This window comes from Rhizobium mesoamericanum STM3625 (assembly GCF_000312665.1).
Classification (GTDB): Bacteria; Pseudomonadota; Alphaproteobacteria; order Rhizobiales; family Rhizobiaceae; genus Rhizobium; species Rhizobium mesoamericanum.
In genome coordinates, this window is the sequence record NZ_HF536772.1 from 2,800,255 (window position 1) to 2,814,314 (window position 14,060).

The following is a 14,060-nucleotide window of genomic DNA, read 5'->3' on the forward strand; positions in this document are numbered from 1 at the left end:
GCTTCATCTCCTTCCGCGCACGGATTAAAGGTCCGGCGTTTCACGATTCAAATGTAGTGCCAGCACCTTAACCGATCAATACCAGCCGCGTCGCATGGTCTGATCGGAAAAATCTGCGACATTTCGGGATCATGCTCAGTACCAGCCGACCGCGACCTGCGCTTCTTCTGACATGCGCTCCGGCGTCCACGGCGGATCGAAGGTCATTTCAACCTCGACCCCGGACACGCCCTCGACCGCACCAACGGCGTTCTCGACCCAGCCGGGCATTTCGCCGGCGACCGGGCAGCCCGGCGCAGTCAGTGTCATCATGATCTTCACCATGCGGTCGTCTTCGATATCTATCTTGTAGACCAGCCCGAGCTCGAAGATGTCGGCGGGAATTTCAGGATCATAGACGGTCTTGAGGGCCGAGATCACATCGTCGCTGAGACGCGCCAGTTCATCGGCCGGAATGCTGGAATGCACGATGCCTTCGCGCACGTCGATCTTCTGTTCGCTTTCGTCCAGGCTCATATGGACACTCCTTAGGCAAAGAACTTGCGCGCATATTCCAGCGCATCGGCTAAGGCATCGACCTCGGCCCGTGTATTATACATCCCGAAGGACGCGCGGCATGTGGAGGTAACGCCGAAGCGTTTCAAGAGTGGCATGGCGCAATGGGTGCCCGCGCGAACCGCAACGCCCTGACGATCGATCACCATCGACACGTCATGCGCGTGAAGGCCCGCCAATTCGAAGGAGAAGATGCCGCCCTTGCCGGGCGCAGTGCCGAACACTCGTAACGAATTGACCGCTCGTAATCGTTCTGCGGCATAGGCGGCGAGATCTGCCTCATGGCGCGCTATCGCCTCACGGCCGACCTTCTCCATGTAATCGAGCGCATAGCCGAGCCCGATCGCCTGCACGATTGGCGGCGTCCCGGCTTCAAAGCGATGCGGCGGGTCGTTGTAGGTCACGGCATCCTCCGTCACCTCGAAGATCATCTCGCCGCCGCCCTGGAAGGGCCGCATCTCGCGAAGCCGCTCCTTCTTGCCATAGAGTACGCCGATACCCGAGGGCCCATAGAGCTTGTGGCCGGTCATCACGTACCAGTCGCAATCGATATCCTGCACGTCGACAGGCATGTGGACAGCACCCTGCGAACCATCCACCAGAACCGGAATGCCACGCTCATGCGCGATACGGCAGATTTCCTTTACCGGCACAACGGTGCCAAGCGCATTCGACATATGCGTGATGGCGACGAGCTTCGTCCGGTCCGTCAGGCTCCTTTCGAAATCCTCGATGTGGAAAGCGCCCTCGTCATCAACCGGCACCCAGACCAGCTTGGCACCCTGCCGCTCGCGGATGAAATGCCACGGCACGATGTTGGAGTGATGCTCCATGATCGAGATGACGATCTCGTCGCCTTCGCCGAGCTCTGGCATGCCCCAGCCATAGGCGACGGTGTTGATGGCTTCCGTCGAAGACTTTGTGAATACGATGTCGTTGACATCAGGGGCATTCAGGAAGCGCCTGACCTTCTCGCGCGCCCCCTCATAGGCATCGGTTGCGGCATTCGAGAGGAAATGCAGACCACGGTGAACGTTCGCATACTCATTCGAATAGGTGTGCGAAATCGCGTCGATGACCGCCTGCGGCTTCTGAGCGGAAGCGCCGTTGTCGAGATAGACCAGCGGCTTGCCATAGACTTCCCTCGCAAGGATCGGGAAATCCTTGCGAATGGCTTCGACGTCAAATGCTGTGGCCGGAACTATCTTGTCCATGACACTAATCCGATCAGGCGTGCTTTTCGAGCCAGGCCGAGATGACGCCTTCCAGCGATTCGACCAGGGATTCGTCTTCCAGTTCTTCGACGATCTCGGCAACGAAGGCGTTGACAAGCATGGCGCGTGCCTTCGCCCGGGGAATGCCGCGCGCCATCATATAGTACAGATGGTTGTCGTCGATGTCGGCAACGGTGGCGCCGTGGCCGCACTGAACGTCGTCAGCGAAGATCTCGAGTTCCGGCTTCACCGAAAATTCGGCGTCGTCGGACATCAGAAGAGTGTTGCAGGCCATCTTCGCGTCGGTCTTCTGCGCATCGGGGGCGACGCGGATCATGCCCTGGAAGACACCCTTGGCGCGGTCGAAGACGACGTTGCGGATCACTTCGGTGGAACCAGTATGCGGGACGTTATGGCCGAGCACCATCGTCACGTCGGTATGCGTCTCAGCACCGAGCAGATTGATGCCACGCAGCGTCAGATCTGCGCCCTCGCCCGTCACCTTGATGTGCAGTTCCTGGCGAACGAGCTTGCCACCGGCATTGATGACGAAAAGCTTCAGCTTGGCATCGGCGCCGAGATCGATGCGGATCTGGCCGAGGTGCGTATCGTCTGCACCCTGCTGCTGGATGATAATCCAGGTAAGCTCGCTACCTTCGCCAACGGTGATGTCACTGACGTGAGACACGAGAGCGGCGTCTGACGTCACTGCAAGGTGGCGTTCGATGACAGTTGCCTTGACGTTGGCTCCGAAGTTGACCGGCAGGCGTGTATGCGTCTGCCCGCCAGCGTGAACGAACTGGATCTCAACCGGTGCTTCAAGATCGGCTCCGGCTGGAACGTCAATGACATAACCGTCGCGAACGAAGCTGCCGTTGATGCGGCCGATCGCATCGTCACTGCCGAGTGCGCCAAGGCTGGTGGCAGCCGTCCCATTCGAGAGCAGCGCTGCGTAGTCGGAAATGTCGAGGCCGTCGACCGAAGCCCTGAGATCGGGAACGCCCTGAATAACCGACAGAACCGAAGACTGTTCGACCAGCGGGTCGCGAGCTTCGGAGCCAGCATCGCCAGCCTGGGCCGGAATCGCACGCAGCAGGGTCTTGAGGTCGGTATAGTGCCAGGCCTCGATGCGGCGCGTCGGCAAACCGGCCCTCTTCAGGTCGTCAAGCAGCCTGTCCCGGATGGCGATGACCGAACCGTCGCCCGGCAGTTCGCCGATCTGGTTGTTGAAAGCCTCAATGAGCGCCGCTTCCGCGGCGGTCTGGCGGCTCGTCGTCTGCATGTTCATGAGACTCGTCCTTTCCGCCTCGATCAGGCTGCCGCCCCGATGATGTCGGCGTAGCCATTGGCTTCCAGCTCATGCGCGAGCGTCTTGTCGCCCGACTTGATCACCTGCCCCTTGTAGAGAACGTGAACGGTATCCGGCACGATGTAGTCGAGGAGGCGCTGGTAGTGCGTGATGACGACGACAGCGCGATCAGGCGAACGCAGCGCGTTGACGCCATCGGCAACGATCCTCAGGGCATCGATGTCGAGACCGGAGTCGGTTTCATCGAGTACGCAAAGCTGCGGCTGCAGCAGTGCCATCTGCAGGATTTCGGCACGCTTCTTCTCTCCGCCGGAGAAGCCGACATTCAGCGGGCGCTTCAGCATTTCGGTATTGATCTGGAGCTTGCCGGCTGCGTCCTTGACGAGGCGCATGAAGTCAGGCGTCTTCAGCTCCTCTTCGCCCCGCGCCTTGCGTTGCTCGTTCATCGCAACCTTCAGGAACTGCATCGTGGCAACGCCCGGAATTTCGACCGGATATTGGAAAGCCAGGAAGATGCCCTTGGCCGCACGCTCGGCGGCGTCGAGTTCCAGGATGCTTTCGCCGTTGTAAAGGATGTCCCCTTCGGTGACTTCATAATCTTCACGGCCCGACAGGATGTAGGAAAGCGTCGACTTGCCGGAGCCGTTCGGGCCCATGATGGCGGCGACTTCGCCAGCCTTCACGCTAAGGTTCAGGCCGCGGATGATCTCGGTACCGTCTTCGGCGATGCGGGCGTGCAGGTTCTTAATCTCAAGCATGGTCTTGTCCCATATAAAGCAATCGGAGAAAGGCGCGATCCACGCGCCCTCGCGCATTCAATGTCGTGTTGCGTCAGCCGACGCTGCCTTCGAGCGAGATGCTGATGAGCTTCTGCGCCTCGACGGCGAATTCCATCGGCAGCTCCTGCAGGACTTCTTTGACGAAGCCGTTGACGATCAGGGCGATCGCCGCTTCCTCGGGAATGCCGCGCTGCAGGCAATAGAAGAGCTGGTCTTCCGAGATCTTCGAGGTGGTTGCCTCGTGCTCGAACTGCGCCGTGGAGTTCTTCGCCTCGATATACGGAACGGTATGCGCACCACACTTGTCGCCGATCAGCAGCGAATCGCATTGCGTGAAGTTGCGCGCGTTGCTCGCCTTCCTGTGCGCCGATACCTGGCCGCGATAGGTGTTTTGCGAGACGCCGGCCGCAATACCCTTCGAGATGATGCGGCTCGACGTATTCTTGCCGAGATGGATCATCTTGGTGCCGCTGTCGACCTGCTGATGGCCGTTCGAGACCGCAATCGAGTAGAACTCGCCGCGGCTATCGTCGCCGCGCAGGATGCAGGATGGGTACTTCCAAGTGATCGCGGAGCCGGTTTCGACCTGCGTCCACGAGATCTTCGAGCGCGCTCCGCGGCAATCTCCGCGCTTGGTGACGAAGTTGTAGATGCCGCCCTTGCCCTGGGCATCACCCGGATACCAGTTCTGGACCGTCGAGTACTTGATCTCGGCATCATCGAGTGCAACGAGCTCAACGACCGCGGCATGCAGCTGATTTTCGTCGCGCTGCGGCGCAGTGCAGCCCTCGAGGTAGGAGACGTATGCGCCTTCCTCGGCGATGATCAGCGTGCGCTCGAACTGGCCCGTATTCTTCTCGTTGATGCGGAAATAGGTGGACAGTTCCATCGGGCAGCGAACGCCCTTCGGAACGAACACGAACGAACCATCGGTGAAGACAGCGGAGTTTAGGGTCGCATAGTAGTTGTCGGTAGTCGGAACGACGGAACCGAGGTACTTCTGCACCAGTTCCGGATGCTCGCGGATGGCTTCCGAAATCGACATGAAAATTACGCCGGCTTTCTTCAGCTCTTCCTTGAAGGTCGTAACGACGGAGACGGAATCGAAAACGGCATCGACCGCGATCTTCGGCTTCTCGACACCAGCCAGGATTTCCTGCTCTTTTAGCGGAATGCCAAGCTTTTCATAGACCTTGAGGATCTCCGGATCGACCTCGTCAAGCGACTTCGGACCAGGCGTGCTTTTCGGCGCGGCGTAGTAGTAGATGTCATTGAAATCGATCTTCGGGTAATCAACGCGCGCCCAGGTTGGCTCTTCCAGCGTCAGCCAACGCTTGTAGGCTCCCAGCCGCCATTCGAGCATCCATTCCGGCTCCTGCTTCTTGGCGGAGATGAAACGGATGATGTCTTCGGACAGGCCCTTGGGCGCCTTGTCCATTTCGATGACGGTCTCGAAACCATATTTGTACTGATCGACGTCAATCTGGCGGACGCGATCTACCGTTTCCTGGACGGCGGGCATGTCATTCTCCAATCTCGCCGGAGAAAAGGTCCGGCAGCTTGTCGTTCGGGCGTATCGTTTGCCCCGTATGTAGGTGGCCAAAAGGGACTTTTCAGCCCGAATGGCAAGCGGAAAATTGCGTTTCCGCAAATTTATGAGACGGTCAAGCCGCCTCTCCGGCCGGCTTGCGCCGAGCGGCAATTTTCGCAAAGACGGAAATCGCCTTGTCGATCTCTTCCTCGGTCGTGGCAAAGCCCAACGAAATGCGCAAAGCGCCGAGCTTGGGGTCACGCCCCATGGCGACCAGGACATGGCTCTCTCCGACCTTGCCGGACGAGCAGGCGGATCCGGCAGAGAGGGCCACACCTTCGAGATCGAAGGCGATCTGGCCGGTCTCGGCTTTCAGCCCCGGAAGGGTGAAGAACGTCGTGTTCGAAACGCGTTGGCCCTCCGTGCCATAGATGACGACATCGGGCGCAGCGCCTCGCATTCCGGTTTCAAGTCGATCGCGCACCGCCGAAATGGCCTCGTTGCGGGTCTCAAGTTCCGCGACGGCAGCTTCGGCCGCAGCTCCGAAACCGATCACCGCAAGCGAATTCTCCGTCCCCGAACGGTGTCCTTTTTCCTGGCCACCACCATGAATCAGCGGCCGCGGCATCAACGCTTCGCCACGCGTGACGAGTGCGCCCGCGCCTTTTGGACCGCCGATCTTGTGCGATGATAGGATCATGAAATCGGCCCCGAGTGCGTTGATGTCCAGTTCCAAGCGCCCTGCTGCCTGTACGGCATCGACGACGAGCAGACCACCATGTGCCCGCACGATATTTGCGACTTCGGTCACTGGCTGAACAATCCCGGTCTCGTTGTTAACAAGCATGACCGCAATCATCGGCAGTCCGGTCGATGCGTCGTGAGCGGCAAGCAAGGTGCCAAGCGCATCGACATCGACGACGCCCGCTTGGGTAACCGGGATCTCTGTCGTCTGTTCCTTGGCGAACCGGCCGCCTTCGCGCACCGCGGGATGTTCGACCGCCGAATAGTAAAGCTGACTGATTGTAAGCGGCGTCCGACCCATCTTGAAATCAGGCGTCAGCACCATGTTGGCTGCTTCCGTGGCGCCACTGGTAAAGATCACATTCGCGCTATCAGCGCCCGCAAGCGCTGCCACTTGCCGACGCGCCTGCTCGATTGCAGCTCGCGCGCCGCGGCCTTCGCGGTGCACCGAGTTCGGGTTGCCGAACAGATCCATCGCGCACAGAACCGCATCGCGCGCACGCGGATGCAGCGGCGAAGTCGCGTTCCAATCGAGATAAAGACGTGGCGGCGCCATGATCTTTCGTCCTGCGCTAAAACCTTGCTGGGCGGCTCGGCTCATTTTCCTTGAAATTTCGGCCGGGCTTGCCTTATGACACATCCCACAATGCGTGGAGCGCCATGCAAGTTTCGAATTGTTCTAAACTGCGTTTTAGAAAAGCTGACAACATTCGTCAAGTCTGCGCAGCGCGAACCCGAAGAAATAAAAACGCCGGAGTACCGATGCCCGAAGTCATTTTCAACGGCCCCGCAGGCCGCCTTGAAGGCCGCTACCAGCCCTCCAAGGAAAAGAGCGCACCGATTGCCCTCATTCTGCACCCGCACCCCCAGTTCGGCGGCACGATGAACAACCAGATCGTCTACCAGCTCTTCTACATGTTCCAGAAGCGCGGGTTCACGACGTTGCGCTTCAACTTCCGGGGCATCGGCCGTAGCCAGGGCGAATTCGACCACGGGGCGGGCGAGCTGTCGGACGCTGCTTCGGCACTCGACTGGGTCCAGAGCCTGCATCCTGATTCGAAGACCTGCTGGGTTGCCGGCTATTCCTTTGGTTCGTGGATCGGCATGCAGCTCCTGATGCGCCGCCCGGAGATTGAAGGTTTCATGTCGATCGCGCCGCAGCCGAACACCTATGACTTCTCCTTCCTCGCGCCCTGTCCGTCTTCCGGCCTGATCATCAACGGCGAAGCCGACAAGGTTGCACCCGAAAAAGACGTCAACGGCCTCGTCGAAAAGCTGAAGACGCAGAAGGGTATCCTGATCACCCACCGCACGGTGCCCGGCGCCAACCACTTCTTCAATGGCCAGGTGGAGAGCTTAATGAGCGAATGCGAGGATTACCTCGATCGCCGCCTGAACGGAGAACTGGTGCCGGAGCCGGCCGCCAAGCGCATCCGCTAGGCCGACCGCATTGCGGCGGTCAGTTCGAACGTCGGGCAGGACAATCCGTCAATGACCATCGGCATGCGGCTTCGCATGCCGATTTTCGTTAGGACATGCTGTGATGCGATATTGTCCGGCTGCGTGAAGGCGATGAAATGCTGGGCAAAGTTGCGTCCAAAAAAACCGCCAGCCCGTTCGCAATCTCCGTCGCGTAGCCCTTGCCCCATTCAGGGTGCCGAAGCGAGTAACCGAGCTCAAAATCCTGCCGGTCACCGCAAAACAGCGAGATCCCGCGCGACCAACGAAGCGGCCGTCATCGCGACTAAGGATCTTGTATTTGGTAGTACCGTCCCGCGCCTGCTCACCAAACCAGCTGCGCAGCCGCTCCTCGGCCTTTTCTCGCGACCATGGCGCCGCGCCTGAGAGATATCGCGTCGTCTCAATCGTCGAGTGAAGTTCCTGGATCAAGCCAGCGTCGTCAGGTTCCCACATGACCGCGACCAGGCGCTGCGTCTCAAGAATCACCTGTCGCATCACGGCTCCGCCACGACACCGCCGCTGACTGGAGCGCGCACGCCGGTCGTCCCCGGAAATGTCAGCGGCAGGCCATCCAATGACCGCACCGCCAGGTAAGCCCAGGCCTCGGCCTCCATCGAATCGCCGTTGAACCCCGCCTCCTCCGCTGCAGTCACTTCTGCGCCCTGGCGATGGGCGATATCCTTCAAATCCTGCATCAGCACGCGATTGAGCCGACCACCGCCGCAAACGACATAAAGCGTTGGCGTCACCGGCAAGTGACTGGCGGATTTGATGATCGAAGCGGCCGCGACATAGGCGAGCGTGCGCGCACCGTCGGCAAGCTCTGCGTCTGCACCCGATGGTGGCGGAAAGTCGTTGCGGTCGAGCGATCGCCGCTTCTTCGCGGTAAAGAACGGGCTATTCAAATAGCGATCTGCCAGTTCTGTGATAACCCGCCCCTCCGAGGCGATCATGCCCCCCTGATCGAACGGAACACCCGCGTGGGTCTCGACCCACTGGTCGATCAGCGTATTGCCCGGCCCGCTGTCATAGCCGACGAGCACGCCATCCGCGCCGATATAGGTCAGGTTGGAGATCCCGCCGATATTGACGAAGCACACCGGCAAGATGGCGTCAGGTACGTTGGCTGCGAGCGCTGCATGATAGACTGGTACCAGCGGTGCGCCTTGGCCGCCGTGGACCATGTCGTTGGCACGGAGGTCGTAGGCGACCGTTATCCCTGTCTCCCGCGCCAGGAGCGGCCCATCACCAATCTGGACAGTCAGTGCTTCATCGGGCCGGTGCAGCACTGTCTGCCCATGAAATCCGATAATGTCGATCAAAGACGCATCCAGCGCGTTCGCGGCGAGAAATTCCCTTACGGCAATTGCATGACGTAGCGTCAATTCGCGCTCGATCGATGCCAGATCGCCCGGCCGCCGCTCACGTTGCGTCATGACTTTCGCCTGCTCCAGCCCAAGCTTTAGCTTGTCACGGAAGGCGGGCTCGTACGGGATACCGAGAAACGGCCCGCGCTCGACGACGGTGCGGCCATCGGTGCGCAGCAGCGCCACATCGATACCATCCATCGATGTTCCGCTCATCAAGCCGATCGCGGTTCTGATCTTCTCCATGGAGCCTCGCACTGGAAGATTCCCGCCAAATGGTGACTGTTCGGTAAAACAGTGCTAAACGCGCCGCGTCACTTCAACAATAGCCAATCCGAAAATCCGCATCCGAGAGCAAAAGGTCATGTCCGAGTTTAAATCCGATTTCCTCCGTACGCTGAAAGAGCGCGGCTTCATTCATCAGATTTCCGATGAATCCGGCCTCGACGAACTCTTCGCCAAGGAAACGGTAACCGGTTATATCGGCTTCGATCCGACTGCACCCAGCCTCCACGCCGGTTCGCTAATCCAGATCATGATGCTGCACTGGATGCAGGCGACCGGACATCGCGCGATATCGCTGATGGGTGGCGGCACGGGCATGGTTGGGGATCCTTCGTTCAAGGATGAAGCACGCCAGTTGATGACGATTGACACCATCGAGAGCAACATTGCTTCGATCAAGCGGGTCTTCTCAAACTATCTGACCTACGGCCAAGGCCCTAAGGACGCGTTGATGATCAACAACGCCGAGTGGCTGCGTTCGATCAACTACCTGGAGTTTTTGCGGGACGTCGGCCGACACTTCTCGGTCAACCGCATGTTGTCCTTCGACAGCGTCAAGACGCGGCTTGACCGCGAGCAGTCGCTGTCGTTCCTCGAGTTCAACTACATGATCCTGCAGGCCTACGACTTCGTCGAGCTTGCCAAGCGCTATGACTGCCGACTGCAGATGGGCGGTTCGGACCAGTGGGGCAATATCGTCAACGGCATCGATCTCGGTCACCGCATGGGGACGAAACAGCTCTACGCGCTGACCTCGCCGCTGCTGACAACCGCTTCTGGTGCCAAGATGGGCAAGTCTGCGACCGGCGCTGTCTGGCTCAACTCCGATATGCTGTCTGCCTACGACTTCTGGCAGTACTGGCGCAATACGGAAGACGCCGACGTCTCGCGCTTTCTGAAGCTCTACACAACGCTGCCGATGGACGAAATTGCACGCCTCTCTGCGCTTGCCGGTTCAGAGATCAACGAAGTCAAGAAGATCCTGGCAACGGAGGTCACCGCGATCCTGCATGGCCGGCCGGCCGCCGAACAGGCTGCCGAAACCGCCCGAAAGACCTTTGAGGAGGGCGGTCTTGCCGAGAACCTTCCGTCGGTCGACGTCCCTGCTGCCGAACTCGACGGCGGCATTGGGCTTCTGTCGCTCATCGTCCGCGCCGGCCTTGCAGCCTCAAACGGCGAGGCACGCCGGCACGTTCAGGGCGGTGCCGTACGCATCAACGACCAGGCCGTTAGCGATGAGCGCAAAATCGTTGGCAGCGGGGAGATCACCGCTGATGGCGTCATCAAGCTCTCACTCGGCAAGAAGAAGCACATCCTGATCCGTCGCGCTGCCTGAGCGCGGCCGACCTCTTAAGCGGAAAGCCGGCCTCGCGCCGGCTTTTTTGTGCCTATTGGAACTCGAAGATGTTGCGGAAGACCCCAGGCGCGATGATCGAGAGCGGATTGATGATCATATCGGGCGATTCCAATTTCCCTGTCAGTTTGAACGTAATGCCGATCAGGCCGCGGTCCGTGCCATTGCCGAGGATGATGCCGATAAGAGGCAACTCGGCAAAGAGCCGGTTCAGGCCATAGGCGGGCATGAACGTGCCCGTCATGTCCATATTACCGCGTTGGTCCCGCAGCATGCCTTGGAACACGGCGCCGACCTGATCGCCTCGCACGACGCCATTCTCGATGCTGATCACCCCGTTCTTCGAAACAATGCGCGCAAAGCCGCGCTGGAAGCGCTGCGCCGTGGTGTCGATATTCCGTTTGACCGCCGAGTTCAGGCTCCGTTGCTCGCTCCCGACCGGCGTCGAGACGATCGAGTGAAGGCGCTGCTCGTTGACCAGAGAGAAGCGTCTGATGTCAATCGACCCGTCCCAGCTATCGCCTGCGCCGAGGCGGATTTGCGTATTGAGCAAGCCGCCCATCATGTGCTGATAGAGGTCGGCGAAGCGCGAAACGGCGCCGGCATCACCGCTCGTGACATTGATGACCCCATTGCCTTTCGTCTGGGTCACGAACGCTTCGCCGCTGTCGGTGACGCCCGTAAAGTTCAGGGCCTGCATCCTGCCGTCTGCAGAAACGTAAAGCATGTCTACATTTCGCATCTTCTCGTCATTGAAGCCGATAAGGCGACCGAGCTTGGCTCGAACGGATACGCTGCCGCTGCGATCGGAGTCGGCTCCTCCGCCGCTGGCTTTCAGTCTGGCGATGATTGGACGGGCATCGGCGCTATCGCCCGACACGGAAAGATCGAGCCCTCCCTTGCTGCGCTTCACCGAAACGGAAAAGTCGTCCAGCGAAGACAGTTTGACGCTGTCGAAATCCGCCTTCATGAGATTGCCGTTGCCGATCACAAGGGATCCATTTGCGCCGAATCCGTCCCCCTTAAGGACGAAGTTCTTCAACTCCGTGTTGTCAGTTGGGCCAGAAGCCTCGAACGTCGCTGTCGCGCCGATGCCACTTCCCTTCGACCAGCCGATCCAAGGGAGAGACAACCGCGCCCTTCCAAGGTCGACCGTGACCGCCTGTCGATCTTCATCGATACGGTTGAGCTCGACATCCACGCTGCCATCGATGATATCGCCGAGACCGGGTAGCACCTTATTTCGCTGATCGTTGTTGAGGGTAGCGGTAACAGTCTGTTGCGGCTGAACGTCCGAAGATTTATCTGTCGGCTCGACAAGCTTGATGCCAGCGGGAATACCGTCGACCAGCCCCTTCCCGTCAACGCTCACCTGCTTCGGATTGGCAGTAAGCACCCCGTCGAGATCCGTGATCTTGCGGCCCGAAAACGGCTTTGCGATATCGAGATCCTGCAGTTGCAGCACAGCTTTCCATTCGGCCGGTGGAGGATTTTGCGACGAGATCAGTCCGAGGCGGGCCTGCACTTTCGCCGACACCTTGCCTTTCAGATCCTCGGGCATAAAGCCCGCGCGCTGCAATACTTGGATGGGCTTGTAGGTCAACAGTTCGCCGACCGCGTCCGCTGCACCGGATATCGAAAGATCGAGTTCGGCCATGAGCGGTTTGTCGTACGTCGACGGCAGGATAAAGGTTCCCTCACCGACGCTCACCGATCGTCCCGAGGGAAAGAACGCGGTCCCGCTCTTGATCGAGATTGTCGCGCGCGGACCACTCAGATCAAAGTGGGCGTTCGTATCACGGATTGGCGGGATGTCGCCGGCTACGTTCATCCGTGTATGGGCGATGTCGAACGCAATGCGAATTTGGTTCTCGTCGAGTTTCAGCCCCTTGCCGACAGCCTCGTCCAAGCGTCCGAAGGGTATGAAGACGGAGATGGAGGCGTTTGTGACGGTTCCCCCGAAGAGGTTGTGTTGAACCCATTCGCGGCCCTTCGATGCCATCCAGAATGGCCATAATTGCTTGACCGCCGTCGTCTGTAGCTGCTCTGACTGACCGGCAAAGCTGATCTCCGGTGAAACATCGCCGAAGCGGACATGCAGGGAGCCGAATAGGCCACCCGCCGGGCTCGAAACCCGCATGTTCTCGAATTGCAGTTCGCGGCTTGCAACGAGGTAGCGACCGGTCGCCTGGACGTCGAAGGCGAGCGGTTGCTCGCCCGACGAGCTCGGCGCCGCGGTACCGCCGCTGACTAGCAAATCGATGCCGAAACCCTTTCCTGCGGACGCATCGATCTTGTCCAGATCGATAAGAGCCCCGTTGAGCGGCACGGACGTTGCGCCGAATTGCACGCGCGACTGGGCAATCTCAAGCGTCTGCTTGGAGAAATCATAGGCGAGGTTGATGTGGCCGCCGCTGAGCTCCTGCTGGTCGCCGTCCATATAGAACTGCCCCGGTCCGAGCGCGATCGAGACGCCAAGGGCCGGCGAAGCTTGATTGCCGGAGCGAAGGGCCGAAATCGTCAGGTCGCCAGAGCCATCAATCCCCTCCCGGATTTGACCCTCTCCATTCCGCTTGAGCGTGAACGGCCCCAGATCGACACCGGAGATCTGCCCGGTCAGTTTCGAGGTGTGCCCACTTGCCCTTTCCGCGACAATTCTAAGCGTTGCCGGTTTGCCGTTGATTGCAACCTCGCCGTCAAGCGCCAGGCTACCCTGGCGTGTCCTCGAGAGAACCAGACCGTCAACCATGATTGAAAGCGGACCGTTTGCCGTGTCGGCCAGCTTGATGTCGATACCGGAGAGCTTCACCGACCGCGTTCCGCCCCGTTCGACGAAGCTGTCGATCATGTCGAGTTGAGCGAATGCAGCTTCCATCGCGGCTGGGATTTCGTCGATCCTGACATCATCGAGCTTGAGCGGTTTTCCAGATGGCAGCAGCGCTGTGTCGAGCGCGATGTCTTCCGCCTCGATCTGCGCGATCGCTATGCGACCGCGAAAGAGTTGAAGCGGGTCGAGCGCGATGCGCATGGCATGCGTCGTCGACAGGTGCTGGCCGCTCTCCTCGTCGATCATGTTAACGTCGCGTGCCTCTAGCGCAAGGCGCATGTTCGATGTGAAGCGGATGACCGTAGAGCCAACCTCCGCCCGGTAGCGTGGTCCGATGGCGGAGTTCAGCGCAACCTGCGCCTGACGCGAGAGCGGCGCATCGAACATGCCGCTTTCCACCGTGAAGACAATCGCTGCAAGCACGAAGAGGATGACGGCAACGCAACCACCCGTAACGCCGGCGGTTCGGCGCATGCGCGAACGCGACGGCGGGCAGCTGACAATGATTGGATCCTCGGCCTGCGCGGAGGGGAGCTCATGCAGTGCGACGATATCTTTCTTGCGGAATGTAATTTTCTCGCCGCGGATCGCCGACATGCGCCTCGCCTAACGCCTCAATTTGTGGTCTGGACCA

The 14,060-nt window shown here is 59.8% G+C and carries 10 protein-coding genes and 1 pseudogene; 2 read left to right on the forward strand and 9 right to left on the reverse strand.

All coding sequences use genetic code 11. The features are described 5' to 3' along the window. Nucleotides 1-135: 135 nt before the first annotated feature. The 6 genes from BN77_RS13815 to BN77_RS13840 form a co-directional block, all read right to left on the reverse strand. Nucleotides 136-516 carry an SUF system Fe-S cluster assembly protein gene (locus tag BN77_RS13815; RefSeq protein ID WP_007532834.1) on the reverse strand — a complete coding sequence of 127 codons (381 nt, stop codon included), beginning with the start codon at nucleotides 514-516 and terminating at the stop codon, nucleotides 136-138. Nucleotides 517-527: 11 nt separating this feature from the next. Continuing rightward, a complete protein-coding gene (locus BN77_RS13820) occupies nucleotides 528-1,769 on the reverse strand; it encodes a cysteine desulfurase (RefSeq protein ID WP_007532837.1) in 1,242 nt (413 codons plus the stop codon). Nucleotides 1,770-1,782: 13 nt separating this feature from the next. Next, nucleotides 1,783-3,057 (reverse strand): Fe-S cluster assembly protein SufD, encoded by a 1,275-nt coding sequence (sufD, locus tag BN77_RS13825; protein WP_007532838.1) that lies wholly within the window; start codon nucleotides 3,055-3,057, stop codon nucleotides 1,783-1,785. 23 nt (nucleotides 3,058-3,080) lie between these two features. Continuing rightward, nucleotides 3,081-3,836: a Fe-S cluster assembly ATPase SufC gene (gene sufC, locus BN77_RS13830; RefSeq protein ID WP_007532839.1), complete on the reverse strand. Its 756-nt coding sequence runs from the start codon at nucleotides 3,834-3,836 to the stop codon at nucleotides 3,081-3,083. Between the two features lie 73 nt (nucleotides 3,837-3,909). Then, nucleotides 3,910-5,379: a Fe-S cluster assembly protein SufB gene (gene sufB / locus BN77_RS13835; RefSeq protein ID WP_007532840.1), complete on the reverse strand. Its 1,470-nt coding sequence runs from the start codon at nucleotides 5,377-5,379 to the stop codon at nucleotides 3,910-3,912. Between the two features lie 142 nt (nucleotides 5,380-5,521). Next, entirely contained in the window at nucleotides 5,522-6,688 is a 1,167-nt protein-coding gene (locus BN77_RS13840) for a cysteine desulfurase family protein (RefSeq protein ID WP_007532841.1), read from the reverse strand. Between the two features lie 206 nt (nucleotides 6,689-6,894). Here BN77_RS13840 and BN77_RS13845 point away from each other — a divergent pair, with 206 nt between their 5' ends. Beyond that, on the forward strand, nucleotides 6,895-7,572 hold the full coding sequence (locus BN77_RS13845) for an alpha/beta hydrolase (RefSeq protein ID WP_007532850.1): 678 nt from the start codon (nucleotides 6,895-6,897) through the stop codon (nucleotides 7,570-7,572). Here the strand turns inward: BN77_RS13845 and BN77_RS13850 are convergent. Continuing rightward, a pseudogene (locus tag BN77_RS13850) lies at nucleotides 7,569-8,088 on the reverse strand (GNAT family N-acetyltransferase). The gene BN77_RS13845 and the pseudogene BN77_RS13850 overlap by 4 nt on opposite strands. After that, complete coding sequence (locus BN77_RS13855; RefSeq protein ID WP_007532852.1) at nucleotides 8,088-9,206, reverse strand: anhydro-N-acetylmuramic acid kinase; 1,119 nt, start codon at nucleotides 9,204-9,206, stop codon at nucleotides 8,088-8,090. Before BN77_RS13855 ends, BN77_RS13850 begins: the two are co-directional and overlap by 1 nt. Nucleotides 9,207-9,324: 118 nt before the next feature. On the opposite strand from BN77_RS13855, the gene tyrS reads away from it, so the two are divergent. After that, nucleotides 9,325-10,581 (forward strand): tyrosine--tRNA ligase, encoded by a 1,257-nt coding sequence (gene tyrS, locus BN77_RS13860; RefSeq protein WP_007532853.1) that lies wholly within the window; start codon nucleotides 9,325-9,327, stop codon nucleotides 10,579-10,581. A gap of 52 nt (nucleotides 10,582-10,633) precedes the next feature. Here tyrS and BN77_RS13865 read toward each other — a convergent pair whose 3' ends face one another. Further along, a complete protein-coding gene (locus BN77_RS13865; protein ID WP_007532854.1) occupies nucleotides 10,634-14,023 on the reverse strand; it encodes a YhdP family protein in 3,390 nt (1,129 codons plus the stop codon). Nucleotides 14,024-14,060 lie beyond the last annotated feature (37 nt).

What these genes read in the sequence shown, in the direction of transcription:
- BN77_RS13815 (WP_007532834.1), bottom strand. Translation starts at nt 516, where the DNA reads ATGAGCCTGGACGAAAGCGAACAGAAGATCGACGTGCGCGAAGGCATC.
- BN77_RS13820 (WP_007532837.1), bottom strand. Translation starts at nt 1,769, where the DNA reads ATGGACAAGATAGTTCCGGCCACAGCATTTGACGTCGAAGCCATTCGC.
- sufD (WP_007532838.1), bottom strand. Translation starts at nt 3,057, where the DNA reads ATGAACATGCAGACGACGAGCCGCCAGACCGCCGCGGAAGCGGCGCTC.
- sufC (WP_007532839.1), bottom strand. Translation starts at nt 3,836, where the DNA reads ATGCTTGAGATTAAGAACCTGCACGCCCGCATCGCCGAAGACGGTACC.
- sufB (WP_007532840.1), bottom strand. Translation starts at nt 5,379, where the DNA reads ATGCCCGCCGTCCAGGAAACGGTAGATCGCGTCCGCCAGATTGACGTC.
- BN77_RS13840 (WP_007532841.1), bottom strand. Translation starts at nt 6,688, where the DNA reads ATGGCGCCGCCACGTCTTTATCTCGATTGGAACGCGACTTCGCCGCTG.
- BN77_RS13845 (WP_007532850.1), top strand. Translation starts at nt 6,895, where the DNA reads ATGCCCGAAGTCATTTTCAACGGCCCCGCAGGCCGCCTTGAAGGCCGC.
- BN77_RS13855 (WP_007532852.1), bottom strand. Translation starts at nt 9,206, where the DNA reads ATGGAGAAGATCAGAACCGCGATCGGCTTGATGAGCGGAACATCGATG.
- tyrS (WP_007532853.1), top strand. Translation starts at nt 9,325, where the DNA reads ATGTCCGAGTTTAAATCCGATTTCCTCCGTACGCTGAAAGAGCGCGGC.
- BN77_RS13865 (WP_007532854.1), bottom strand. Translation starts at nt 14,023, where the DNA reads ATGTCGGCGATCCGCGGCGAGAAAATTACATTCCGCAAGAAAGATATC.